Origin of the sequence: Bacteroides graminisolvens (genome assembly GCF_963666085.1) — a bacterium.
GTDB classification, from domain to species: domain Bacteria; phylum Bacteroidota; class Bacteroidia; order Bacteroidales; family Bacteroidaceae; genus Bacteroides; species Bacteroides graminisolvens.
In genome coordinates, this window is sequence record NZ_OY762556.1 from 2,112,178 (window position 1) to 2,139,110 (window position 26,933).

General features: G+C 37.6%; 20 protein-coding genes and 1 riboswitch. Of the genes, 13 read left to right on the forward strand and 7 right to left on the reverse strand.

Features of this window, described 5'->3' with window-relative positions; translation table 11 throughout:
• Positions 1 to 12: 12 nt before the first annotated feature.
• Positions 13 to 291 (reverse strand): HU family DNA-binding protein, encoded by a 279-nt coding sequence (locus ACKPCE_RS08715; RefSeq protein WP_024996159.1) that lies wholly within the window; start codon positions 289 to 291, stop codon positions 13 to 15.
• A gap of 204 nt (positions 292 to 495) precedes the next feature.
• Here ACKPCE_RS08715 and mutY point away from each other — a divergent pair, with 204 nt between their 5' ends.
• The 4 genes from mutY to ACKPCE_RS08735 all read left to right on the forward strand — a co-directional run bounded on the left by mutY (position 496) and on the right by ACKPCE_RS08735 (position 4,240).
• Entirely contained in the window at positions 496 to 1,539 is a 1,044-nt protein-coding gene (mutY, locus tag ACKPCE_RS08720; protein ID WP_319504873.1) for an A/G-specific adenine glycosylase, read from the forward strand.
• 99 nt (positions 1,540 to 1,638) lie between these two features.
• Positions 1,639 to 2,088 (forward strand): single-stranded DNA-binding protein, encoded by a 450-nt coding sequence (locus ACKPCE_RS08725; protein WP_276992869.1) that lies wholly within the window; start codon positions 1,639 to 1,641, stop codon positions 2,086 to 2,088.
• Positions 2,089 to 2,189: 101 nt separating this feature from the next.
• Positions 2,190 to 3,533, forward strand: coding sequence for a gliding motility-associated protein GldE (gene gldE / locus ACKPCE_RS08730; protein WP_319504874.1), 1,344 nt, complete (start codon positions 2,190 to 2,192; stop codon positions 3,531 to 3,533).
• A gap of 71 nt (positions 3,534 to 3,604) precedes the next feature.
• Positions 3,605 to 4,240, forward strand: a complete 636-nt coding sequence (locus ACKPCE_RS08735) for a 4'-phosphopantetheinyl transferase family protein (protein WP_319504875.1) — start codon at positions 3,605 to 3,607, stop codon at positions 4,238 to 4,240.
• Positions 4,241 to 4,321: 81 nt separating this feature from the next.
• On the opposite strand, the gene ACKPCE_RS08740 is transcribed toward ACKPCE_RS08735, so the two are convergent.
• The 5 genes from ACKPCE_RS08740 to ACKPCE_RS08760 all read right to left on the reverse strand — a co-directional run bounded on the left by ACKPCE_RS08740 (position 4,322) and on the right by ACKPCE_RS08760 (position 11,834).
• Positions 4,322 to 5,050, reverse strand: coding sequence for a DUF4465 domain-containing protein (locus tag ACKPCE_RS08740; RefSeq protein WP_319504876.1), 729 nt, complete (start codon positions 5,048 to 5,050; stop codon positions 4,322 to 4,324).
• 39 nt (positions 5,051 to 5,089) lie between these two features.
• Positions 5,090 to 7,054: a YncE family protein gene (locus ACKPCE_RS08745; protein ID WP_407654960.1), complete on the reverse strand. Its 1,965-nt coding sequence runs from the start codon at positions 7,052 to 7,054 to the stop codon at positions 5,090 to 5,092.
• The gene (locus ACKPCE_RS08750; RefSeq protein WP_407655031.1) at positions 7,055 to 9,088 is read right to left on the reverse strand and encodes a TonB-dependent receptor plug domain-containing protein; all 2,034 of its coding nucleotides are present in this window, start codon (positions 9,086 to 9,088) and stop codon (positions 7,055 to 7,057) included. It abuts the gene before it with no gap.
• A gap of 32 nt (positions 9,089 to 9,120) precedes the next feature.
• A riboswitch (cobalamin riboswitch) is annotated at positions 9,121 to 9,318 on the reverse strand.
• A gap of 36 nt (positions 9,319 to 9,354) precedes the next feature.
• Complete coding sequence (locus ACKPCE_RS08755; protein WP_276992857.1) at positions 9,355 to 11,130, reverse strand: two-component system sensor histidine kinase PhoR; 1,776 nt, start codon at positions 11,128 to 11,130, stop codon at positions 9,355 to 9,357.
• A gap of 14 nt (positions 11,131 to 11,144) precedes the next feature.
• Positions 11,145 to 11,834 (reverse strand): two-component system response regulator PhoB, encoded by a 690-nt coding sequence (locus tag ACKPCE_RS08760; protein WP_024996151.1) that lies wholly within the window; start codon positions 11,832 to 11,834, stop codon positions 11,145 to 11,147.
• Between the two features lie 189 nt (positions 11,835 to 12,023).
• Between ACKPCE_RS08760 and ACKPCE_RS08765 the strand changes: the two genes are divergently transcribed.
• The 9 genes from ACKPCE_RS08765 (at position 12,024) to ACKPCE_RS08805 (ending at position 25,648) form a co-directional block, all read left to right on the forward strand.
• Positions 12,024 to 13,217, forward strand: a complete 1,194-nt coding sequence (locus ACKPCE_RS08765; RefSeq protein WP_319504878.1) for a hypothetical protein — start codon at positions 12,024 to 12,026, stop codon at positions 13,215 to 13,217.
• A gap of 358 nt (positions 13,218 to 13,575) precedes the next feature.
• Positions 13,576 to 16,761: a SusC/RagA family TonB-linked outer membrane protein gene (locus ACKPCE_RS08770; RefSeq protein WP_319504879.1), complete on the forward strand. Its 3,186-nt coding sequence runs from the start codon at positions 13,576 to 13,578 to the stop codon at positions 16,759 to 16,761.
• A gap of 17 nt (positions 16,762 to 16,778) precedes the next feature.
• Positions 16,779 to 18,788, forward strand: coding sequence for a SusD/RagB family nutrient-binding outer membrane lipoprotein (locus tag ACKPCE_RS08775; protein ID WP_319504880.1), 2,010 nt, complete (start codon positions 16,779 to 16,781; stop codon positions 18,786 to 18,788).
• A gap of 157 nt (positions 18,789 to 18,945) precedes the next feature.
• On the forward strand, positions 18,946 to 19,662 hold the full coding sequence (locus ACKPCE_RS08780; RefSeq protein ID WP_407654961.1) for a hypothetical protein: 717 nt from the start codon (positions 18,946 to 18,948) through the stop codon (positions 19,660 to 19,662).
• Between the two features lie 391 nt (positions 19,663 to 20,053).
• Positions 20,054 to 21,022, forward strand: a complete 969-nt coding sequence (locus ACKPCE_RS08785) for a tyrosine-type recombinase/integrase (protein ID WP_319504881.1) — start codon at positions 20,054 to 20,056, stop codon at positions 21,020 to 21,022.
• A gap of 563 nt (positions 21,023 to 21,585) precedes the next feature.
• The gene (locus ACKPCE_RS08790; RefSeq protein WP_277639839.1) at positions 21,586 to 21,960 is read left to right on the forward strand and encodes a hypothetical protein; all 375 of its coding nucleotides are present in this window, start codon (positions 21,586 to 21,588) and stop codon (positions 21,958 to 21,960) included.
• Between the two features lie 133 nt (positions 21,961 to 22,093).
• Positions 22,094 to 22,936, forward strand: coding sequence for a DUF3805 domain-containing protein (locus tag ACKPCE_RS08795; protein ID WP_319504882.1), 843 nt, complete (start codon positions 22,094 to 22,096; stop codon positions 22,934 to 22,936).
• A 10-nt stretch (positions 22,937 to 22,946) separates the two neighbouring features.
• Complete coding sequence (gene abc-f, locus ACKPCE_RS08800) at positions 22,947 to 24,812, forward strand: ribosomal protection-like ABC-F family protein (protein WP_027317926.1); 1,866 nt, start codon at positions 22,947 to 22,949, stop codon at positions 24,810 to 24,812.
• The gene (locus ACKPCE_RS08805; RefSeq protein WP_319504883.1) at positions 24,809 to 25,648 is read left to right on the forward strand and encodes a histidinol-phosphatase; all 840 of its coding nucleotides are present in this window, start codon (positions 24,809 to 24,811) and stop codon (positions 25,646 to 25,648) included. Before abc-f ends, ACKPCE_RS08805 begins: the two co-directional genes overlap by 4 nt.
• Here the strand turns inward: ACKPCE_RS08805 and ACKPCE_RS08810 are convergent.
• Positions 25,645 to 26,880, reverse strand: a complete 1,236-nt coding sequence (locus tag ACKPCE_RS08810; protein ID WP_276963221.1) for a fucose isomerase — start codon at positions 26,878 to 26,880, stop codon at positions 25,645 to 25,647. The two genes, ACKPCE_RS08805 and ACKPCE_RS08810, sit on opposite strands and share 4 nt — an antisense overlap.
• Between the last annotated feature and the right edge of the window lie 53 nt (positions 26,881 to 26,933).

Genomic DNA, 26,933 nt, shown 5'->3' on the forward strand with positions numbered 1-26,933 from the left:
TACTCTTGTTTATTATATTTTTCTAACTGCATCAGTAAAATCCTTAGCAGGTTTGAATGCCGGCGTATTGTGTTCCGGGATAATTATTGTAGTGTTTTTAGAGATGTTTCTGGCTATCTTTTGGGCTCTCTTCTTTACAATAAAGCTACCAAAGCCTCGGAGATAAACATTCTCTTCCCTTGCCAAAGAAGTGACAACTGAGTCCATAAAAGCCTCCAGCGTTTTGTATACTGTGGCTCTGTCAATCCCAGTGTTCTTTGCAATCTCGTTTACAATATCTGCCTTAGTCATTTTTTCTAAAAAAAATATTATTGTTATACTATATATTAAATTCGTGAATTTTGGGAATGCAAATATATGGCTTTTTAGGTTGCTAAAAAAATATCTGCAGAACATTTTTCCAAAAAACTCCTTTATCAACAGCATTGGTATGCGCTGCATACAATAAAAAAGTATTATTTTTGAGCCGTATTTTATGAAATATAATATTATTCGATGGAAAAAGAGTTTGCCCGATTACTTATAGAGTGGTATCATGAGCATAAACGAGATTTGCCTTGGAGGAATACAAATGATCCTTATTTAATATGGATATCTGAGATTATTCTACAACAAACGCGTGTAGCGCAGGGTTATGCATATTATCAAAGATTTATAGAACGATTCCCTAATCTTGAGTCATTGGCAGCTTCAGAGGAAAATGAGGTGCTGAAGTATTGGCAAGGTTTGGGCTATTATTCACGAGCCAGAAACCTACATCAAGCTGCCATATCTGTGAACGGTGTTTTCCCTGTAAGATATGAAGATATTCTAAAACTAAAAGGTGTTGGTATCTATACTGCCGCAGCGATTTGTTCATTTGCTTATAATCAGCCGCATGCAGTTGTTGACGGCAATGTTTATAGGGTGCTGTCGCGATTCTTTGGTGTTAATGAACCAATTGATTCGGGTAAAGGAAAAAAGATATTTGCTTCTTTAGCACATGACTTGCTAGATAAAGTTCAGCCTGCATTATACAATCAGGCAATTATGGATTTTGGAGCACTTCAATGTACTCCTTTATCGCCAGACTGTACCGTTTGCCCCTTTAAAAACCGATGCTTCGCTTTTAATCATAACATGGTTTCCTCTTTGCCGATAAAACAAAATAAAACGAAGACATCCGAACGTTTTTTTTATTATTTATTGATTCGTGACAATGGCAATATTTATTTAAATAAACGAACGGAAAATGATATATGGAAAAACTTATATGAGTTGCCTTTAATAGAAAGTAATACAGCATTGGCAGTAGATGACTTTATTCGTAAACAAGAATTTGCTTCTATTTTTAAAGAGGATTCAGTTGTCAATGTAAGACTACTAAATAAAACAAAGCATGTGTTGTCGCACCGAATTATTTATGCTGATTTTTATGAACTTGATGCGCAAGATATAAAAATGGATTTTTTATCAAAATATACCAGGCTCAATATGGCCGATTTGGAGTTGTACCCTGTGTCTCGTCTAATGCATAACTTTTTTGAGAATTTCTTATAAAAGTTTCTTTTATTCTTGCATTGTGTTGTTATTCTATTTAATTTTGGCATCGAAACGTCAAAATGATGTTTGATAATAACCTTTTAAAAAAATAATTCTATGTCAGTAAATAAAGTGATTTTGTTGGGAAATGTTGGGAAAGATCCTGAAGTGAGATATTTGGATTCAGGTATAGCTGTTGCCAGCTTTCCATTAGCGACTTCAGACCGTGCTTATACATTGGCTAACGGAACGCAGGTGCCCGAAAGAACAGAATGGCACAATCTTGTTTTGTGGCGCGGTCTGGCAGAGACAGCAGAAAAATATGTGCATAAAGGTGATAAATTATATATTGAAGGAAAAATAAGAACTCGTTCGTATGACGATCAGGCTGGAGTGAAGCGATATGTTACGGAAATATTTGTGGATAACATGGAAATGCTTACTCCCAAAGGTACGTCAACAGGAACGTTTGCACCCAATCAACCGGCAAGCTCTGCTGCTCCTCAATCTCAACCTATAGTTGAGCCTGCTCGTGATGATAACTCAGCTGATGATTTACCTTTTTAAAAGTATAATATGAAGTTAAAAGTGATAGATGTGACTGCTTGAATAAACCATTATATCAGTCACTTTTAACCGAGTATATTGTTTAACTAAAATTACATTCTTTGGACCCGGATGCTTATTTATGCCAATTGGCTGTTTTTCTTAACGGTTTAACCGTAAATTCTCCTACTGCATCAGCAGTTGTTGCTATAATCTTTGCAGGTATATTGCTTCTTGTTTCTGGCTTTGCTTCAGCTTCTGAGATTGCTTTTTTCTCTCTAACACCATCTGATAAGAGTCAAATTGATTCACGTATTCATCCATCGGATGAAAAGATTAGTGATTTACTAGCTAGTTCAGAACGTTTATTAGCAACAATATTAATTACCAATAATTTTGTGAATGTGACTATCATAATGCTCTGCAATTATTTCTTCATGAGCATCTTTGAGTTTCATTCTCCTATTGTTGAATTCTTTGTTCTGACAATTGCATTAACTTTCCTTTTGCTGCTGTTTGGCGAAATTATGCCTAAAATATATTCAGCCCAAAAGGCTTTAGCTTTTTGTCGTTTCGCGGCTCCCGGTATATGGATGTTTCGTACATTATTTTATCCGGTATCATCTCTTTTAGTTCGTTCTACAAGTTTTCTAAATAAATACTTTGCCCGTAAAAATCGTAATATCTCGGTTGACGAATTGTCTCATGCGCTTGAATTAACTGATAAATCAGAACTTTCTGATGAAAATAAAATATTGGAAGGAATTATTCGTTTTGGGGCAGAAACGGCCAAAGAGGTCATGACCTCTCGTTTGGATGTTGTAGATCTTGAAATCAAGACTCCTTTTTCAGAAGTTGTGAACTGCATTATAGAGAATGCATATTCTAGAATACCTATATATTCTGGCTCCAGAGATAATATAAAAGGTATATTATACATAAAGGATTTACTTCCACACTTGAACAAAGGGGATAATTTTCGTTGGCAATCATTGATTCGTCCGGCTTACTTTGTACCTGAAACAAAGATGATTGATGACTTACTACGAGATTTTCAAGCTAATAAAATACACATAGCGGTTGTTGTCGATGAGTTTGGAGGTACATCCGGAATTGTGACCATGGAAGATATTATTGAAGAGATAGTGGGTGAGATACATGATGAGTATGATGATGAAGAAAGGACATATGCTGTTTTAAATGATCATACTTGGGTGTTTGAGGCCAAAACTCAACTAACTGATTTTTACAAAATTACTCAAACTGATGAAAGTGACTTTGAAAAAATAGCCGGTGATGCTGATACGTTAGCGGGTATGCTCTTGGAGATAAAAGGGGAGTTCCCGGCGCTACACGAAAAGGTGTCTTATAAAAAATATGATTTTGAAGTCTTAGCTATGGATAACCGTAGAATCTTAAAAGTTAAATTTTCCATCAATGAATCTGAACGTGAAACAAAAGCATAATTTGTTTATGGGCATATTTGCCTTTCTGCTTTTACTCTTGATTTTGTTTATTGCATAATTCCTCTTACAAGATGGGTTTATTTAAGGATTATAGAGGAGATGACTTCCGATTTTCTGTATGGAAGATGGAAGAGAATATTGATGAATTACTGACCCTTTTGCCGGATAATGAATGTTATGCACAACGATTGTCTCAGTTTTCATCTTTACATCGCCAATTAGAATGGCTGTCTGTTCGGGTTTTGCTGTATACTATGGTTGGAGAACACAAAGAAATAGTATATGAACAAAGCGGAAAGCCTTTTTTAAAAGATGGCTCCTATCATATCAGCATATCTCACACTCGTGGATATGTTACATTGATTTTGAGTGCTTTGCATCCTGTTGGTATTGATATTGAACAATACAGCGAGCGTGTATCTAAAGTATCTTCTCGATTTGTTCGTTCAGATGAAGTGGTCACTTTGTATAAAGGAGTGGACACTTGGTCCTTGTTGTTGCTTTGGTCTGCAAAAGAGGTCATGTTTAAATGCATGTCGCGTGTTGAGGTTGACTTTAAAAAGCATTTAAAAATCTTTCCTTTTCAGATAGCGGAAGAAGGAGTTTTGGAAGCACAGGAATATCATACGGCTGATCATCGATTGTTTAGCATTCATTATCTAGTACAGACAGACTTTGTATTGACTTGGTGTGTTGATAAGTTTTGATCGAAAAAAGTCTCAGATTGAGATTCTTTGCTATAACTGCTAAAATCCTTATCTGAGACTTTCTTTTTGAATGTATATATACTATTTTTGTGTTAGCGTTATACCGTCAATGCAAAAGTAACTGGGTGTTAGCATTCCCCATGAATTGTTATCCGTTGAAGCCATGCTGAACTCTATGTATGATGCGTTGTTTAGGCTTGACAAGTCTACCCATTGCCATGTGTTTATATTTATACTTTTTCCATCTCTGAAATCAGCTAAATAAAAATCAATACTTCCAATCTCTGCTTTTGAAGAAGTATAACCGGTTATTGTTAGTTTAAACCAATCGCCAGCCACAAATTTTTTGGCCATGCTATCTCCATCTTTAATAGATAAGTACGCATATGTTGAGTTGGTGACCCACATGCCTTTGAATTTGTATAAGTCAGGGTTTAGGTTGACAATTTTTGAAGGTGTGAAGCTATTCACGAAACTTGTGAGGTATACTTTTCCATATTTACCAATGCCTGTTATTGCACTGTTATTAGTATATCCCGGAGTGCTAATGTCTGTTTTATTCGTATAGATGAAACCTCCTCCAAAGCCCCATGAACCGTAATAATGATCAAATTCTAATAATGCTTGTTCATCTTTAAAGGTAGTATGGAAGTATGTATCATCATATTTGGTTCCAGTTGTAGAGCTATATTCGCTTTCAGTTTTACTTAGTTGGGATTCAAAACCGGCAACAACATTTACTTCGTCATCATCGCTGCAAGCGCAGAATATAAATGTAGATAATAATAATAGTAAAGATAATTTTTTCATAAAACTCTATTTTTTAGTTGTTTATAATTAAATGAATATTTATTTTGAAAAATGTAAATTTTCTATGGTGAGTATTTCTGTTGAGGCTTCACCCATCCAGCCGCAATCTTGATTGATGGCTGAATATACTTTGATGAAGTTAACCTTGTCCAGTTGCACGCTATTTCCGTATTCGTCTACAGCCCACTCAATTTTGAATTGACTCTGTTCTGTATTGTTGGGATGATTGTCTGCATATCCCCACTCAAAACAATACGACACCCAATGCTGACTTACGCTGTTCCCTTCGTTTACTGCATTGTCCGGTAGCCTGCTACCTGTAAAAGTGATAGTATTATCCATCCATGCCGGATAGTATGAATCTTGTTTGTGGTATATATTTCGATATATAAACCCTTCATTTCCTTGATTGTCGGTCCATCTTACGTTTTCATCAAGCGGAGAAGGACGGTAATAAGTTATTTGATAATTTCTGATTACTTTATCCGAATGATACTCACTACCGGCTAGTTCATACCATTTGTCGTCTGCTACTCCGTTCCCGTTAATATCTGTGGATACTAATACGATTCCGGGCTCCGAACTACCTCCAAGCTTACCCGATGCAGTACCATACATATCGTAATAAGCATTGCCGTAAATTTTGAAATCATATTCTCCCTGTACGTTTTTAATGGCGTGATTAAAGCCTAAAATGATATATCCGCCAAAGCTTCCTAAGCTCAACAGTGACTTATCTTTTATTAATTTATTCGCGTATGCTAAAACGTCATCTTTACCATATCCGGGCAAATATGCCGTAGTCGAAGTATTCATATATTGGGAAGGAGCAGGCACATATTCCAAAACCTTGCTAGCAAAAGCCTCAGATGTATCTTCGTTATTTTCATCAATAACGCTTTGTGAAGCGACATCAGAAAATGCTACAGTGTTTGGGTTTAACCCAATGTTTTTTAGTTTAAACTGCAACTTTCCTTGGGGACTAAAGCACAGTAAATCACCCGTTACCTTATAATCATAGGCGTCGGTAATGTAAATGTTTCCATTGTATGGATTGATGTTTATGGCGTAAGGTGTTGTGATACTTGTTCCATCGGTTATGAAGTTTTCTCGCTCTATCGATTCTGTTTTAATATTAAATACCTTAATCGAAGATTCGCCCGACGAATAATCATAATTGTACATGTAGGCATAATCATCATTGATTGCAAAGTTTAAAACAGCAAAATTGAATGATTCAACCACCTTATCTTGGCTACTGTCTATTCTTACCAGTTTGTAATCTCCATGCTGCAAATTTCCCCTTGTAACTACATACACATCTCCATACTTGTCTGCTAGAATTTTACCCGGATTGCTTCCCATAATAATCTTTTTAATTTCTTTAAATGAAGCAATATCAATAACGGAAACAGTGTTGTCATAATTTGGATTATCCAGTCCACCTGAGTTTGAAACATATAGTTTATTGTTCTGAACACATAGTCCATCTGGATTTCGACCAACTTGCGTTAACGCTTCAATAGCAAGGCTTGTGGTATCAATGCGAGCAACGGTTCCGTCAAATGAGCAGACATAGGCTTTATTCTCAAAAAAAGTGATGTAACGAGGTTGTCTTGAGCTACCGTTTTCTGTCAACATACCAATCTGTTTCAATGAAGTGCCGGTTTTTAAATCAATCACCTCTATTTGGCTGGAAACATTGACAACAACATAGAGTTTTGAACCATATATAGCCATATCATTGGCCGTATCACCTAATCCTCTCTTATTTATTTTCTTAAAGTAGTCTGGCGTTTGTGTGCCATTGCTGAATGAGTAGTGCATTAAGGTGCTATTGTTTAAGTTAAATAGCCCCTCGTTGAGAACATAAATCTCAGCAGTTCCGGCCTCCGGAACAATAACCTCATTTTCGCTATAAGCTGGAGCATCCGTCATGTCATCACAGCTGCCCATGCAAAATGCTCCAATGATAATTAATATATATAAATAAATTCTTTTCATTTAATAAACAATTTTAATAGTGGCACGTAAAGAGCGTCCCGGCATTGGGAAATTTTTGACTACCTCATAATTCTTATTGGCCAGATTCAGCAATTCCAAATTGAAAGACGCCAATGTGTTTGCTATCTTTGTTTCTTTACTTAACGAAACACTATGATCTTGATAACTTTCAAGTCTGTTTTCTGGTAAATTCTGTCCAAGGGTATACCTTTTGCCTACCCACAACAATGAATACGACAAATTCATCAACGGAGTTTCGATACCAAACTGCCCCGATCCTGATACCCGAGGGGTATATGCTATCTGATTCTTGTAGGTATGATTGGTTGGGTTTGTTATATCCAATGCTCTTTGATATGTATGATTACATGAAATATTGAGGCGGATATTTTCAGATGGCTGTAATACCACTTTGGTTGTTATATCAACGCCTTTGATCTCCACTTTACCAAGATTTACCATACTCCATATAAATATATTCTTTGTTGGAGTTGCAATGATCTTATCATTTATTTTGTTATAGTAACCGTCTATAGTAGCCGATAGATATGGAACAAAATGATTGATTTTTTTGCTATATGTTACTCCCATGTTGTATTGAGCAGATTTCTCTGGAGACAAGTCTCTATTTCCTATTTCTCCATAATACAAGTCGTTAAAACTTGGTTGTCTAAAGCTGTTTTTATAGAACATTCTAATGCGAAGTTCTTCCTCTTTTAACACTTTAAATGATAAACTTATATCTGGATTTATTTTTCTGTATTTTCTGTTGGCATCTTCTGTTTGAGTCCTTTCCTCGATGACTGTAGCTAGTAATGATGCTGTGAGTGTTACGCGTTCAGTAACGTATTTTCCTGCCAATGCCGTAAGCCATGCGTAACGTGTCGGTTTAGCAAAGTTGGTGAGATTGGCGTTTAAAGTACTAATGCTTCCATCTGTTGATAGTGATAACGAGACATGATTCCAACCCCTGAAAAGTACTCCGGTTGAAGCATAGTATTCTTGTTGGTAGTAAGTGTTTTCCGTTTTACCATTAATACCTTTGTAGTCAGGATCCAGATAATGTTGATAAGACCAATTCCACTTAGCAGATGCTTGTAACGCCCATCTGTTGTTTAATTCCTTCTTGTATTTGCTTTGTATAAAGACATTTTTATCCCATAAATGCTGGGAAGCATAATCGTAGTACAAGGTAGTAGCTCCGGGTAAATCACGCGAAGATTGAAAATAATAAGCTTTTAGACGTAATTGCTCTTTGTCGGATAAATTCCCAAACAATTCACTTTCTATTCGCAGATTTTCTACTTTTGTGTTTTTTCGTTTTTCTTGTGAAATGCTGTCGTTGTTATTGCCATAATGCATGGTATAGGGATATTTCCCGTCGGCCGACATCCATTCGCTATTAAAAGAGTATAGCCATTTGTCACTACTTTTGTGTTCTATTCTTAACGAAGGATTTATTAAGCCCCATGAACCTGATTTTAACGACACATAGGCATTAGTCGATTTATCTTTTTTGAACGAAGGTGTTAGCGTTTGAATATTGAGCTGTCCGGCCGATGCGAATAATCTGGCCGGCTGGAATATGTTATCAGTTTGCCCATTGCTAACGGTAAGCCTGTCAATGTTATCAAGTGAAAATCGGCCAATATCAATTTGTCCGGTTTGGCAATCGCTTATGGCCACCCCGTCATAAGAAACCACAGTGTGTTCCGCTCCTAAACTGCGGAGTGAAATCGTTTTTAGACCTCCAATGCCGCCATAGTCTTTTACTATAACACCGGCCAAATGTTTAACCGCATCTGATACCTGTAATACATTTAAACTACGTAACTCTTTTGCTGTTATAACCTGTATCGGAATGGCGGCTCTGGTTTCTCTTATTTGGTAGGGTTCTGAAATAGTTATCTCCGGAATTGCGTATATACGTGTTGTGTCAAGCTTATGCTGTTGGGCAAAGCTTGATTGAGCATACAGCGACACTAGTGCCACTATTATACCGTGAAGAAATTTACGAATCAAAAGACTATTTATTTTCATAAGCTCGTTGCTCTTTCCTCGAGAGCAGTGATTAATTACGCACGGCAGGTCTTCTGACTTGTTTCAACTGTTTGCGCCTTCCCGGATTTCCCAGTGGCTAAAGGTATTGCTAACAGCTATTTTGTGAAACTTACAGCAGCGGGACTGTTCAGGACTTTCACCTGATTCCCTTTTAATCGCATCTCTGTTAAAAGATTAGCGAACCTATGCGTTGCAAAGATATGAATAATTTAGTATTTAGTAAGAATGATGCAGCTATTTTATTTTTCTTTTGCAAGAGTGAACACAAACTCCAGGCCACCTTGCTGACTGTTTTTGGCAGAAATACTTCCTCCGTGAATGATTACTGCATTTTTAACGATGGCCAAACCCAGTCCGGTTCCACCTAACTTTCTGGAGCGGCCTTTGTCAACTCTGTAGAATCTTTCAAAGAGACGATTCAAATGCTCGGGAGATACACCTACACCAGTATCAGAGAAGCTAAAATAATAATAGTTCTCGTCTTCGCGGAAACAGTTTATGTATATCTGAATGTTACTGCCGGCATAAGCAATTGCATTGTCGGTCAGGTTTCTGAATATGGAATAAATCAATGAATAATTTCCACGAATTTGGATATTCTTTTTTAATGAGTTGATAACAGAAATTTTCCTCTCTTCAAGCTCCAATGAAACTTCATTAATTATATTATTTACGATGGCACTGATATCGACTTTTTCCATTTCAATCATACTGGCCGCTTCATCCATTCGCGTGAGAACAGAAATATCGCGTAGCAAAATTGTTAGTCTGTTGCTTTGAGCATAGCATCGTTCCAGAAATACCTTCATTTTGTCGGCTGGAATATTATCATTATTAACAATTGTTTCCAAATATCCTTGAATACTGCTCACAGGGGTTTTCAGTTCGTGTGCTATGTTTTGGGTTAGTTGTCTTTTCAGCCTAACTTGCTCTTCTTCCATTGTGATATCATTAATAGAAATTTCAAAGCTCAAGTCTTGAAATATAATGCACTCAACGGTGAATGTACGACCATTTTTGTTAATAGTTACAGACATTCTTTTCTCTTCCTTTTGTATAGGCCTGTTTTGCATTTTGCCAATAAAGTCAGTTATAACCTGTAACTCGCTGATAGTAAAGACATCCTCTGAACTTAATAAGTTGGAGTCTGATATTAAATTGGCATATTGATTAAAGAGATTATTCACTAATATCTCCTTTTTCTCTTTCGTAAATATGCCAAGTCCCTCGTGTGAAATTTGCAAGTGAGTAATTAGTTTCTCTCTCTCGATATAAAGAGCTTCCTTGGTTTCATGCAATCTTTTGTATATTTCTATAATATGATGAGATATCTCACCGAGTTCATTTTGTGAGGTCGCAGATTCAAGAGCAATTTCTATTGGCTCGTTTCTATCTGCGCGCTGTGCAAACTCCCTTAGTTGCTTAATTGAAACACCTAACTTTTGAGTGAATTTATAAAAAATAAATATAAGAACAAGCGTTATAAAACCGGTAAACCATAAATAGTGGCGGTCGGTTTTAAGGCTATTTGTGAGATTTACATTATAGGGTAATGCCGTTCTGACAATGAAATCGGGATAAGCTGTAGCTGAATAGAAATATGAGACTCCTGTTGTTTGGGATGTTCTGCGAACGTCATATCCGTTGCCCTTTTTTAATGCTCTTTGTATTTCCTTGCGCTCAATGTGATTTTTTAATTTGCTTTTATCTTTTTCGTAACTGTCATATACAACATCACCGTTGGGTTTGATTACAGTAACCCTCAAATCGGTTAATGTGTATTTTTTTACATAATAATCAAGATATTGTTCTTTCGAATGAGCACTATCTTCATGTATTTCCTCATAAAGTCTGCTGTTGTAATCTTGTAATTTGGAATGGAGCAACTCTATTTTATACTCTTTCTCTCTTTGATATTGATAAGTCAAAAAACAGACTACGAATACGAGAAATAAAGAGATAACCGACAAAAATAATTTTCGATTAAAGGAGAGGAAATGACTATTATTATTCATAAATCTACGTTTCTTTATTCAGCTTCGAAGCAATATCCGTATCCCAGTCGGGTTACAATTTTCTTGCCATATATGCCAATTTTCTTTCTCAATCTGGTGATGTTTACATCTATTGTACGATCTAAAACATATACTTCATCACTCCATATCTTGCCTAAAATATCTTCCCTGGAAAATACTCTTCCTTTGTTTTGAAGCAACAGAAACAAAATCTCAAACTCTTTTTTAGTCAGAGAAATCTCTTTATCTTCAATACTTACTTTCTTTTTGGTTATGTCGAGTACTAATGATTCATGTATTATACGTTCAGGAACCTGTTCCGTTTCAATTGTTGCTGTTCTTCTTAATACAGCTTTAATACGAGCAATCACTTCTCTTAGCGAGAACGGTTTTGAGATATAATCATCGGCTCCTAAGTTAAAACCTGTAACGGTGTCGTTTTCAGTATCTTTTGCTGTTATAAATATAATAGGAATATGGGCTGTCTTTTTATTTTTCTTGATCATGTTTGCCATTTTGAAACCAGAAATTTCTCCCATCATCACATCGAGCAACAAAAGGCTGTATGCGCCGATATCTAATTTTAAAGCTTCTTCGGCAGAATTGGCCGTATCTACCAAGTACCCTTCGTTTTCAAGGTTGAACTTTAGAATTTCACATAAGTCTTCTTCGTCGTCAACTACTAAAATGCGATAATCGTTCATTTTATTAATGTTTTAAATTAAAAACTCTATTACTCTGTATAGTACAAAGTTATATTTTCTTTTTACTGCTACAAAGGTGAGGCACTTTTATTACAGTAAAATGAAACAATTATTACGATTCTGTTACGAATCAACTATTATACAAAATAATATCATATCTTTGTTTATCAATTAAATCAGTGTGAAGATATGCTTAAAATAAATATTAATCTTGGAAAGAAAGAATTGCTTATTATTGCCATCGCATTATGTGTAGTAGCAATTAGTATATCTGTTTTTCAATGTAGCTCCTTTCGTTCTGATTTTGAAATCACTGATGAATTGGGTGGAAACATATTTCCTTCGGCAATTCTTTCGGTGGCAACGACTGATGCTCAGGTAGTACAACCCTCTGATTCAGTCTATGTTGGAAATCCTAAATCATGTATTTCTGTTCGTTTAAAATCCAGATCACAATATACTCGTGTTCGTATTGATGTTGCAGAAACTCCTTTCTTCTCTCGCTCTGTTTCAGAATTTGTTCTAGAAAAATCACGAACCGAATATACCGTTTATCCAGATATTATATGGAATTATGAGGCATTAAAAGGTGCGGAGCAGGCTACCCCCGTAAGTATTGCCATTCATGTTGAAGTTGACGGCAAAAGTTTGGGCCAAAAGGTGCGTACATTTTCTGTTCGAAGCATTAATGAATGTCTTCTGGGTTACGTTAGTAACGGAACTAATTTTCACGATACTGGTATCTTTTTTGCTGCCTATGTCAACGAAGACAACCCAATGATTGATAAACTGCTGCGTGAAGCGTTAAATACTCGTATAGTCAATCGGTTTTTAGGATACCAAAGCGCACGTCCCGAGGCTGTTGATAAACAAGTCTATGCTTTGTGGAATGTATTACAAAAGCGTAAATTCCGTTACAGTTCTGTTTCGAATACTAGTTTGTCGAGTAACGTTGTGTATTCTCAAAGAGTGCGCACGTTTGATGATGCGTTGGAGTCGTCGCAAATTAATTGTGTAGATGGTAGTGTTTTAATAGCATCACTTTTGCGAGCAATCAATATCGATCCTATCTTAGTTCGAACACCGGGTCATATGTTTGTGGGGTATTATACTGATAGTAGCCATAAGAATAAAGAGTTTCTAGAAACAACTATGATTGGAGATGTTGATTTAGATGATTTCTTCCCTGATGAACAGCTTGATTCAACGATGGTAGGCAAATCGCAGAACCAAATGTCACTTATTACCTTTGATAAATCGAAGGAATACGCAAATAAAAAATACGCTCAGAATAAGAAAGGTATCCACTCTGGGAAACTAAATTATATGTTTTTAGAAATATCAAAAGATGTACGCAGGAAGATTCAGCCCATAGCTAAATAATGAAGGTTTTGGCTGTATCTTAAATTAAATTATATATTTACTGTTGATTTTCACTTTTCTCTATCGTCTGATGGTCTGTTACCTTTTTGTCTTTTCATTTGATTTTATTGTTTTATTTTGCTTTAAAAATTGTTTTTTTGATATTCATTTTTTAGAAATAAATGCTTCTATTGTTTTCTTTTTGCAGCTTTCATATTGTTGTTTTCACTACCTTTTATTTGAAAAACTATCATAGTAGAATGTTTTAATTGTATAAAAGCAATGATTTTAATATTTATTAGTTTTTATTTAGTCAGATTTATAAATTGAATTCTAAATTAATTCATAAGTTTGCAAACAAACCCAAAAAATAAAGCTTATGAAAAGAAATTATTGCTTAACATTAGCACTATGTACAGCATGGGGATTTTCTATTTACTTTTCAACAGCAGAGGCTGTGGATAGAAATGAAGTATCTGAATTTACCAGTGTACAGCAGGCTAAAAAAATTACGGGAACGGTAGTCGACTCTAAAGGAGAGCCAATTATTGGTGCAAGTGTGTTGGTTAAAGGAACCAGCAATGGTACTATTACGGATGTTGACGGGAATTTCTCGTTGAATGCTTCTCAAGGATCCGTTTTGGTAGTCTCTTACGTGGGATATACAAAAAAAGAAATTTCTTTGGGTAACGCTGCCAATTACAATATTACTTTGGCAGAAGACGCGCAAGCATTGAGCGAAGTGGTTGTTACGGCTATGGGCATCAAAAAAGAAAAGAAAGCACTTGGATATGCCGTTTCTGATATAGGTGCAGAAGAATTATTAAAAAATAAGCAAACGAATGTTGTTAATTCATTAGCAGGTAAGATACCGGGAGTAAATATCACTCAATCGGGTGGGGCGGCCGGAGCCGGCTCTTCTATTACGATTCGCGGTGGAAACTCAGCTAGTGAATCCAGGGATAATCAACCATTGTTTGTTGTTGATGGAATTATTTATGATAACTCCACGGTTAATCCAGGTAATTCTTTGACTGATGGAGTAACTAAAAGTGCAACTACATTTAGCAACAGGGTGATGGATATTAACCCTGAAGATATTGAATCAATGTCGGTCCTAAAAGGAGCAGCTGCAGCTGCTTTGTATGGCTCCAGAGCTGCCGATGGTGTCGTAATTATAACAACCAAAAAAGGCTCTGAAGGTTTAGTTCGCATTAATGTGAGCAGCAAGTATACTTATTCATGGGCAAAAGATCTTCCGGAAATACAAGGTGTGTACGGACGTGGATATTACAATGAAAAAGGTGTGCTAAGTGATTTTACAACTGAGTCTTGGGGTGAAGCCATAGAAGGTGAGGCTTATGATAATGTTTCAGATTTCTTCAAAGGAAGCAATATTTTTGATAACAGCGTAAGCATTACAGGTGGATCCAAAAATGGCTCATTTTATTTGTCGGCTTCTAATTATGAACAAACGGGTATTGTTCCGGGTACCTCATTCGGAAAAAACACGTTTCGTTTCAATGGCGAGCAAAAATACGGTGCACTTACTGCTAGTGCAAATGTTTCATATTCTCAATCCAGAACGGATAAAACCTTTACTTCAGGAGGATTATATACGGCAGGAGGATCGGGCGCCATGTCTGCATTATATGGTTGGTCGCGTTCTGACGATATAAATCATTGGCTCAACGAGGATGGAACAAGGTACCGTATCTTTGAAGGATTACAAGAGCCATATAGTGATATTGAGAATCCATATTGGGTAATAAATCGTAACTCACTTGAAGATGCTACCGATCGTTTTACTGGTGCTTTGAATTTAAATCTTAAACTTGCTGATTGGTGGAATCTTATAGGGCGTGCTGGTATTGATCAATATACAAGTAATAGTTATACTTACAAGGCTCCTGGTGGAGCGGTAGTGGAAAAGTATCAGAAAGGGTATTTGGCAAAGAGTGGAACTCAATATCAGTATCTGACTGGTAACTTTATGTCGAATATGGAAAGAAACTTTGGTGATTTTAACTTAGGAGTATTATTGGGAACAACTGTAGAGGATACTAAACGTGTTAATCAGCAGAGATGGGGCTACAATCCTTATACAAATTCTGTTATAAGCTTTGCGACGATTGAGAACAAGGATAAGTTCTTTACGGAAAGAAATGTGCGTAAACGAATGATTGGTGTTTACGGTGAGTTTCGTGCAGCTTACAAAAGCATAGCTTATCTTACAGTGACAGGACGTAACGACTGGTCGTCAACATTACCTGTGGAGAATCGTTCTTACTTTTATCCTTCTGTTTCGGGTAGTTTTGCATTTACAGAGCTTTTGCCGGCAAACAACATATTATCTTTTGGAAAGATTCGTGCATCATGGGCACAAGTTGGTAAAGATGCCGATCCGTATATGTTGGCAACATTGATGCGTCCGGTTGCTACGGTAAATCAAAACTTTAGAACGGTGGGGGTTGAGTGGACAGCCGGAAATCCTAACCTAAAACCGGAAATACAAACGGCTTATGAACTGGGGGCAGAACTTAAATTCTTCAATGGTCGTTTAGGCCTGGATTACACGTATTATTATTCTGAAACTAAAGATCAGATATGCGCGCCTCGTTTGGGGCAGTCAACCGGTTATATCTTCCTTAATCTGAATGGTGGTTCGGTTATTAATAAGGGTATGGAGTTATCTATCACCGGTAAACCTATTTTTACGAAAGATTTTCAGTGGGAGGCTACTTTAAATTTATCGGGGAATCGGGGCACCTTAGGTGATTTCGTTGATGGTGTTGATGTTTTCTATGTAACAGATGCCCAACAAGGTGGTGTAAAAGCCGGTTCAATTCCTAACGGAGGATATTTTCTTGGTTTAACAGGAAATAAGTATGTTGAAGCAGCTGGTACCGGAGGATATGAATATAACCCTGCAACCGGATTGATCAAGGACACGCAAGTTGAAACTAATATCGTTGGTAACAGAGAGCCCAAATTGATTGGTGGGTTGAATAACAGTTTTACTTATAAAGATTGGAATCTGTCGTTCCTGCTTGATATGCGGTTGGGAGGCGATATCTATAATGGTACGGAATATATGTTGACTACAAAAGGAATGAGTATGCGTACCTTAAATCGTGATAAAGTTGAATTTGTTGCTTATACAAAAAATGGTGATACTTACGAGCCTCAGACTTATACCTACGAAAGAGGGCAGATGTATACAGTCAATAAAGCTCAGAAATCAGGGGAATACATGATTCAACAATATTGGGATCAGTACGCAAAGAATGCTTATAATTTTATTACTGAAGTTAATTGGATTCGCTTACGCAACGTTTCCTTGTCGTATAACTTTGGTCGTTTGCTTAAAAAGCAAAATGTAATAAAAGGACTTACTGCTAATATTACTGGAAACAATTTGTTACTGATCACGAATTACAAAGGTATGGACCCCGAAACCGCATCTTCTGGTTCGGGCACCGGTGGTTCTGGTTCTGTGGGTATTGACTATTGTGGCGTTCCAGCGCAAGCAAGTATGTCGTTTGGGGTTAATATAACGTTCTAATTGATAAAAAAATAAATATGAAAAAGATTATATACTTTATATTAGGGTTGACTTTGTCATGCGCAGTCTGTTCTTGTGATGATTATCTTGATATAAACACTGATCCCGATAATCCTACAGCTGTGAATGCAAGTAGTGATGTTCGTCTTCCGTGGATTCAGCACTATTATGGATATGCAACAGGTACGGCTGCTATGCGTACCAATACAATACTGGGTTTGCTTACGCAGACTTCTACAACCTCCGCAAATGGACTGTTGGCAGCTTGGAACCCTGCTCAAAGTAGTTGCACAACGGTATACCAGAACTTTTATGTAGGCGCAGCAGTCAATATAGATCCAATGATTGAAAATGCAAAGCAAAAAGGCGAGTATCATTATATAGGAGCTGGTTATGCCATAAAGGCGATGGGTTTTATGTTAATGCTTGATCTGCATGGTGAATTGCCGGTTCAGGAGATGGGTGTTTTAAAAACGAACCCGACTTATGATGATGGCAAAAAAATGTATGAACTCATCATGGGATACTTAGATGAGGCTATTAAGTATTTGGAGATGGATCAGGAGGTAGGTGCTACTTCGCTGGCAAAAGGAGATACTTGGAATAGTGGTAACGTTGACAAATGGCTAAAACTGTGTCATGGACTTAAAGCTCGCTACATGTTGCGTCTTTCAAAGAAAGCGGAAGGTACCGGATTGTATAATTTCAATATGGATGGTATTCTTGCTGAAATAGAAAAAGGACCACAGTCTAACAGTGACAACATTATTGTAAAACATGAAAATAAAGCGGGTGATCAAACGAACTTTACTGTTTCCGATCCTTATAGCGCTAACTATGTGTGGGATGCCACGGGTTATGGAGCTACTCAACGTGCTACCAGATATTACGCCAATTTATTGAATAACACTTTTACTGGTGGTTCAATGATAACCGATCCGCGTGCAAGCAAATTGCTTCCTGCAATGATGAGTAATATTGTGGTTAACGAAAGTGGAGAGATTCAGAATTATATCTGGAAACGTGATGTGGGAGTTGATATGATGAATGAGGCTATTCGTCAAGAGGGTGGACCTTTGACTTCTGTATTTGTTGTTGGTACAGAAACTTCTTATGTCGCTTCCGAAGGTGGATTGCCTTTAACGTATAATATTAGTGATCAAACAGCTAGAAATAATTTTCTTGCAGCAGCAAGTGCTATTCATAAAACTAAGGTTGACGGTTCTAAAATTACTGTCGTATATCAAAAAGGTGCGGCTTATGTTAACTCTACGAATTATTTGCGGGCGGGTGATACCATTTATGTAAATATGAGATCGAATCATATGGATACCGGCGGACGTTCAGTTGTTGATCAATACTATTATCCAAGCAGTGCAGCACCCTATGTTGGAGGAACCGGTACTTTCTTTGCTCGACCCAACTCAGATACTTATGTGCTAACTTATGCTGAAATGTGCTTTATTAAGGCTGAGATTTTACTCCGAAAAGGGAAAAAAGGAGATGCTTTAACGGCATATAAAGCAGGTATACAGGCCAGCTTTGATCAGATGCAAACAAAGTTGAATACATGGAAAACTGCAGGATCTGTTAATCCTGACGAAATGCCAATGAATGCAGCAGATATTACAGCTTACATGTCTAGTGCTGCTGTTGTGCAGAACTCTGCTAATCTCACAATGGCTGATATTATGCGTCAAAAGCTTATAGCCTTAGGACTTAATGCAGAAAATTGGGTCGATGCACGCCGCTTTAATTATAGTGCAGGTAATATTAAGGACTTTGGGGTAGTTTATATTGATTATAAACGTCCTAAAGAGTTTACTGCAACAAATAAGATTGTTGGAGCCAATCTCGGCGAACTTACATATTGGTTTCGTCGTTTTAGTCAGAGTACCCATGAAAGTAACTATAATCTGACGCAACTTATGGCATCGAACAAACTGGCAATGAAGGATCCTATTTGGTCGTGTCCCGTTTGGTGGGATTGTAGTACCGATGAAGAGTATTATGGTTATATTAAGTAACCATTGCTAATATTCTTTTTTTCTCATTAAACTATAGACCCGAGTGTACCGCTATGTACACCCGGGTCTATATATTAGTGAGAAATGATATAAGAAAATATTTAAAGTCTTTGTTTTGTAATGAAATACAATTATTTTTGCAAACAAAACAAGACTTATGCAGATAATTACAACACAAAAGGAAGGAAATAACCTTTTAACTCACTCTGACTTAACAATGAATAATCAATGCATCAAAAAACTGCATCTGATATTCGTTATTTTATCTAGCTTAATAGCAATTGATTTACATGCGCAGGATTATTTACCTCAAAACTACAGCCTGATATTCGGTGGCGGATTAGCTTTATCTGCCGTAGAAGGAAATAAAAATGATTTCTTTTCCAAGAATGGTAACCGGCCCGGCTATGCCTTAATGGCTGAAGGTCGTTATTATGTTACACCCAATTTGGCTTTGGGGGCTCAATATGATTATCTGAGAGCAGCGCATTTGCCTGATAAAATGCATGTTCATTACATCGGACCCACTGTAACTTTACGTACTCTTTGGGACAACGGAAACAAAGGTGCATTTTTTGCATTAGGTATCGGATACATGGACTATCGAGAACGAGTATACCAAAGTGACATGGATCACGGGCATTTATATCAAAAGAGTTATTGTGGAATATCATTCGGTTTGGGCTATGAATTCTGCATTACTAAAAAAATGTCAGGAGTGCTAAGGCTGGATATGCTCACTGCCGATTGGGTCGCTAATCCAGACGCCCGTCTGTTTAATACTGACGACTATGATGACGGAATAGATCATAGCTGGTTCAAAAACAATATCACATTCTTTAATTTGGGATTTGCTCTGCAGTTTGGGCGATAATATATTATTGCTGTAGCCATCAATGACCTAATTAGAACTACTGCATAAACCCAATTGCAGAGTTTGCTACTTTACGTTTGGTGATTGAATTTACCATATATGAATATTCAGATATTCAATATTTTTCCGTTTTGATATCTTTAAATGAAGTTTGTATATATCATAAAACAATCAGGTGACTTCATTTGTCTAGTTGAGTGGAAAATTGTAGGTAAATGAAAAGTGAACAAAGTATCCTTTCGTATGGCTTAGTTGCCAAGATACTTACTTAATTAGTAGGGATATGGATCTCAATATTATTTATTTAGAGAACATCAATGCATAAAATAGCCTTCTATTGAAATGTCGCAAAACTATGCTTAATTTGCCTATTCAAACCAATATTGATAAAATGAATACTATAACAGATTTCGTTTCTATGCTTATTGAAGAGCTGAAACAGTCCGATAGATATGGCACTGCCAGATCTTATTCAAGCTCTATAAAGAGATTGAATACTTTCATCGGACATAATAAGTTGACTTTTCGTGAGTTAACGCCTGAATTGCTAAAAAGATATGAACTGTTTCTTTATCAGGAGGGATGCAAACGTAACACAGTGTCACTGTATATGCGTATGCTCAGATCTATCTGTAATCAGGCTACCAGACGTGGTAAGGCTTCACCCCAACTAGGATTGTTCGATGATGTTTTTACGGGAACAGATTCTTCGGAGAAAAGAGCAACAACTCCCTTGATCATAGGTCGGTTGCAGGATTTAGATTTGGACAATGCATCTTCATTGGCTTTTGCGCGCGATATGTTTTTGCTATCGTTCTTTCTGAGAGGCATTCCCTTTGTGGATTTGACCTATTTACGTAAAAGTGATGTGAAGATGGGGGTGTTACGATACCGAAGAAGTAAAACCAAAAGGTTGCTTACTGTGGCCATTGAGCCTTGTGCACAGGTTATTATACGCAAATATGAGCAATATACTCAAAATTCACCTTATTTGCTGCCCATCATTAATCCGGCTTTACCCGATAAGTACAAGCAGTATCAAAGTGCTTTGAGATTATATAATAAAAGATTAAATCATCTTTCTACCCTTTTAGGGCTAAAGATTCGACTGACTTCTTATGTGGCGCGTCATTCATGGGCAACAGCAGCTTATCGTGAAGGTATTCCAGTTTCTGTTATCAGTGAGTCGCTTGGTCATGCTTCTGAGAAGGTTACGTACACATATTTGGCTTCCTTTGAAAACAGAACTTTGCGCAACGCTAATAAGAAAGTGATTGCATTGCTTAAAATCAATTTAAATAAGGATTTTATAAAGAAGAAACCGCAAAAGAATAAATCCGTACTTAATGCTTTCAGGTGATTCTAATTTGCATCTTTCTGAGAGTAATGCTAACGTTTGCAGAAGAAATAATGTAATATATATAAGTTGTATATTTTAGTCATTCCGTTACTTTGAAGGTAACAGAACGGTTTATATATACAAAGGTTGAAAGAATTTATATCTTGACCAAATAAAAAACAAATTATTTTTTCTAATAATATTTATCAAAAATTGCTTTAAACACGACTTATAACAGAATATACAACTATCTCAATTTCATGGCTTTGTTATATAATTAGTAATGTGTATCAAATTCTTATAATGTTTACAAAATGTAAAATGATACAAATATTTATTCTGTTATTTTAATAATATTTTGCTCTATATGCATATTACAAAAACGCTGACTTGTTTTGAATGGCTTTAAATGCAGATAGAATAAATGGTTCGAAAAGTACTCAAAAGAAGCAAAAATGTGTTTGCAATGTTGAGAAGTGTTAATCAAAACATCTCAATGGTCACGGTTATGTATTTATTTTTTTTGCATAATTAATCTATATTCTGTTACCTTCAAAGTAACGGAATATATAAAGATTAAGCATATGTTGACTTTGAATACTAAACAAGCCATAAAGTTGCTGCACGACATTTATTATAAAACAGATGTAACTAAATCGAATTCATATAGTTTCTCTGATTCAACGATTCAAGTTCTACTTAATCGGATGAAGTCTGCTGGACTCATTTGTCAAAGGACAGATGGAGAGGTTGACTTATTGTCTTCTTACAGACTAAATCGTCCGTTGTTTGATATAACTCTTTCAGATTTGATGATGGCTTTGGGTGAGGGATTACATCCGGTTTACGGCAACACAGAAACGATATACGACGAATATGGATTTGCAGCCAGAAGGTTAGGAGTGCTCAATGAAGTAGCCTGTGAGATGCTGGCCAAAATTCATCTTACCGATTTATAAAAGCAGATATCTGTCTTATTTTTCTTCTTTCACTTTAATATTTAAAGAAAAAACTCGTAATTTGTATTATCAAATGGCTAGGATATGGTATTGGTGCGAACTGATGCTGTGAAGTCTTTAATAATACGTATTTATGGAGCAACAAGGAAATAAATTTATCTCTCCCGGAGGATGGTTCTCTATGATTTATCCAAACGATTGGAGTGAGTTTGAAGATGGTGAAGGGAGTTTTCTGTTTTATAATCCCGAAAAGTGGACTGGTAATTTCCGTATTTCTGCTTATAAACCTAGTGGTAAGGAGGCGGGCAACATGGATTACGGTCGTGAGTTCGTGAAACTGGAACTGAAAGAAAATTCTGCTGCGTCACTTGTTACAGTGGGACGTCTGGAATGTGCCTATTCCAAAGAAATGTTTCTGGAGGAAGAGGCGTATTACGTTACGCATACATGGATTACCGGTATTCGTGATGTAGCTTTTGAATGCAGTTTTACAGTACCTAAGGGGGGAGATTGCACAGAGACCGAAGCGGTGATTGCTTCTCTTGAAGCTCGAAAAGAAGGAGAGAAGTATGAGGCAGAGCTGATACCAGTGCGTTTATCTGAGATATTTCTCATTAACGAGAGTTACGATTTTGTTGCCTCAGCTGTGAAAGATAAGCTAAAGAAGGATTTTCAAGGAATGGAAGATGACTTGGAAAACATACAGCAAATAATTACAATTGGCGATATTAAACAAAAGCAACGTGAGGTGTGGCTGTCTTTCGGGATGGTGGTGTGTACCATATTGTGCAATGAAATTGAGGGTTTTCAATGGAGAACGCTTATTGATGGTAATCGTGAGGCACCTGTGTTACTTCACTTGGAAAGCAATGTGCTGATTGACCCCATGAAACTTGTTTGGAGCAAGGTGAAGAATGGTGAACAACCCGATGTGATTGAGGAGTATAAACAGGTTATGGAACAGATTACAAAATAAAGTTTTCTTTATGGTGAGTTATTTGCAAGTTGACGGGTTAACCAAATCTTTTGGTGATCTGATACTTTTTAAAGATATATCTTTCGGCATTGCCGAGGGGCAACGGGTAGGATTAATAGCCAAGAATGGAGCGGGTAAGACTACTTTACTTAATATTCTTTCCGGTAAGGAGGGGTATGACGGAGGTAATATTGTGTACCGTCGTGATTTGAAAGTCGCTTATTTGGAGCAAGATCCCCACTATCCTGAGGAATTAACGGTTCTCGAAGCTTGTTTCCATCATGGAAACAGTACGGTAGAACTTATCAAGGAGTATGAAAAGTGCATGGAAACAGAAGGTCACCCGGGGTTGGAAGAACTTTTGATTCGCATGGAACACGAAAAAGCGTGGGACTATGAGCGTCAGGCAAAACAGATTCTATCACAGCTTAAGATTCGTGATTTCAATCAGAAGGTGAAGCATTTATCGGGTGGGCAACTAAAACGCGTTGCTTTGGCGAATACGCTTATCACTGAACCCGATTTACTCATACTCGATGAGCCCACTAACCATTTAGACCTCGATATGACGGAGTGGCTGGAGGAGTACCTGCAACGTGCCAATTTGAGTTTGCTCATGGTTACTCACGACCGTTATTTTCTGGATAGGGTATGCTCGGAGATATTGGAGATTGACAATCGTCAGGTTTATCAGTACAAAGGCAATTATACTTATTATCTTGAAAAGCGTGAGGAGAGAGTCAATGCTGTAACGGTTGAAATTGAACGGGCCAACAACTTATATCGTACGGAGCTTGAGTGGATGAGGCGTATGCCGCAGGCTCGCGGACATAAGGCTCGCTACCGTGAGGATGCTTTTTATGAATTGGAGAAAGTTGCTAAGCAGCGCTTCAATAATGACAATGTAAAACTCGACGTGAAGGCTTCTTACATTGGTTCCAAGATATTTGAAGCAGAGCATCTTTTCAAAAGTTTTGGCGACTTAAAGATTCTGGATGACTTTTCATACATCTTTTCGCGATATGAGAAGATGGGTATTGTGGGGAACAACGGTACGGGTAAATCGACTTTTATCAAAATGTTGATGGGCGAAGTACAACCCGATAGTGGTACCATTGATATTGGTGAAACGGTACGCTTCGGGTATTATTCTCAAGATGGCTTGCAGTTTGATGATCAGCTCAAGGTTATTGATGTGGTGCAAAACATAGCCGAAGTCATTGAGCTGGGCAATGGCAAGAAGCTTACAGCCAGTCAGTTCCTTCAACATTTTCTGTTTACGCCCGAAACTCAGCACAGCTATGTGTATAAATTGAGCGGCGGCGAAAGGCGCAGACTTTATTTGTGTACTGTGCTTATGCGCAATCCCAACTTTTTAGTACTCGACGAGCCTACCAATGATTTAGACATCGTAACACTTAACGTGCTTGAGGAGTATCTGCAAAACTTCAAAGGGTGTGTTATTGTGGTTTCGCATGATCGCTATTTCATGGACAAAGTGGTTGATCATTTGCTGGTATTCAATGGGCAAGGTGACATTCGCGATTTCCCCGGTAACTACAGCCATTACAGAGATTGGAAGGAAATGCGTGATTTGCGTCAGAAGGAGGAAGAAAAGCCCAAAGAGGAGAAGACAGATCGCGTTCGCTTGAATGATAAGCGAAAGATGAGCTACAAAGAAAAGCGTGAGTTTGAACAGTTGGAGAAAGATATTGCTGCTCTTGAGGGAGAAAAAGAACAAATAGAACTGGCCTTGTGCAGTGGGGCTTTGTCTGTCGACGAGCTGACTGAAAAATCCATTCGTTTGCCGGAGGTCAATAACCTGATTGAGGAAAAAACAATGCGTTGGCTCGAATTAAGTGAAATAGAATCATGAACCTAACCAATTACCATAGCCATTGTTCCTTTTGCGATGGACGTGCGCCGCTCGAGGAATTTGTCAAAGAAGCAATTAGTCAGGGCTTTTATTCTTACGGAGTGTCCTCGCACGCCCCGCTACCATTTCCAACACAATGGACAATGGAGTGGGAGCAGATGGAGGCATACCTTGATGAGTTCAAGAATCTTCGTAGTAAATATGCCGATGAAATAGAACTTTATGTTGGCTTGGAAATTGATTACTTAAACGAGGAGAGTAATCCGTCGGTTGCCCGTTTCACGGAACTACCTCTTGATTATCGTATCGGTTCGGTGCATTTATTATACGATGCCGCTGGTGAGGTGGTCGATATCGATTGCAGTCCGGCTGTGTTTAAGGAACGTGTTGACCGACGCTTTAACGGAGATGTTTTACGGGTTGTCCGCATGTATTTCGATCGCCTTTTCCGAATGGTTGAATTGGGTGGCTTCGATATTTTGGGACATGCTGATAAGATGCATTACAATGCATCCTGTTATCATCCCGGGTTACTCGATGAACCTTGGTACGAAGCCTTGATGAAAGATTATTTTTCTTTGGTTGCTTCTCGCGGTTATCTTGTTGAAATCAACACCAAGGCATATGATTCTTTGGGGACTTTTTACCCCAACAGCCGCTATTGGGAATTAATGAAAGAATATCAAATTAAGGTTCTTGTCAATAGCGATGCTCATTACCCTGAGCGCATTAATGCAGGCAGGATGGAAGCCCTGCGCTTATTACAAGCAAAAGGCTTCGCTGCCGTGGCTGAATTACATCAGGGAAGTTGGAGAGAGGTTCCCATTGTAGTTTAATTTACCTGTTTGCATCCGTAGGCTTGCAGAAACTCGTTGATCTCGTCTACATAATTGCCTTGAATAACCATGTGATGATTACCCAACGGATTCTTCAGGAAGTAAGACACATCAGTGTCGAGCTTTACTCTGATTTGCGTGCGACACATATTGATGTAATTAGTGTTTTCAACTAACCGGCCGGATGCAACAAAGTACTCGTCCAGACTTTCTCCGCCACATTTAACCACTGTTATATCTCCACTGGGCAGTATTCCCTGAATGCCAATTCCTTTTTCGGTTTCAAAGTGACTGCGGATAATGAATTTCTCCGTTAATTGAGTGCCAACGGTACAATGTGCCAATATTATTTCATTTTCTTTCGCATTGATAAGAGACGGATTGGCCATAAAGCCCGTTTTACCGGTTAGCTTCTTCAGAAAGATCAGGGTGAAAATAGATTGCAAGTCGCCTTCGCATCCGGCTATAATACCATCATCATTCAATAAGGATAAGGCAAGGCAACCCGTGGTGCCCGTTTTCTCTATCAGCTTAAAGCAGCTTAATGTTATAGCACTGAACTTTTCTTCATCACAAATCTCTTTGATGGCACGATACAGGCGCATTGCCTTCAGTAAATCTTCCGGTGAAGCTTCTCGGCAAGCCAATGCCCGTGAAGCAAATTGCGCACAAGCTTCGCCCACTTCATTATCAGTTATTCTGTTGTATTTCTCGTATACTTTTTCCAGCTGCACATCGATGTATTCAACTCCCCACCTGCGTTTGGCAAGCAGATAGTCAACACTACTTGCTATCAGCCACGAAGACGGAGTGCCTATGACACCAATCCGAGCACCGGATAATTGTTGCTGTGCTATGAAGTTCTTATGCAACTTCATAATGCGTGTGGCAATGTGGCCCGGTTCTCCGTGCAGTATTTCACTTTTCAGTCCCCGACCGCGTAACCAGCTTGATATTTCCAAGGCTGCGGCCAGTGAGTTTTGCATACCGTCGGCCAGCATAATAGTGGGGCGGGGGAGTTGCTCTATGCAGTGTGCCACTAGCTTTTCTACTCCACCGGTAGCAATAAACAATACACTGAGGTGATTTTTATCAACATTGTTTATTTGAGTATAATCAATAATGTTCAGTGAGAAATATCTCTCCAGCTCATTCACGATGGCCTCGTGCGAGTTGCGTATGTTTGCATCTTTATGGAGTACGGATGCAAATGTTATGAGGTTTATAGTCATTGATGCGAAATGTTTTCTACTAATTGTGCACAAATGTATATATTTCTATTGAA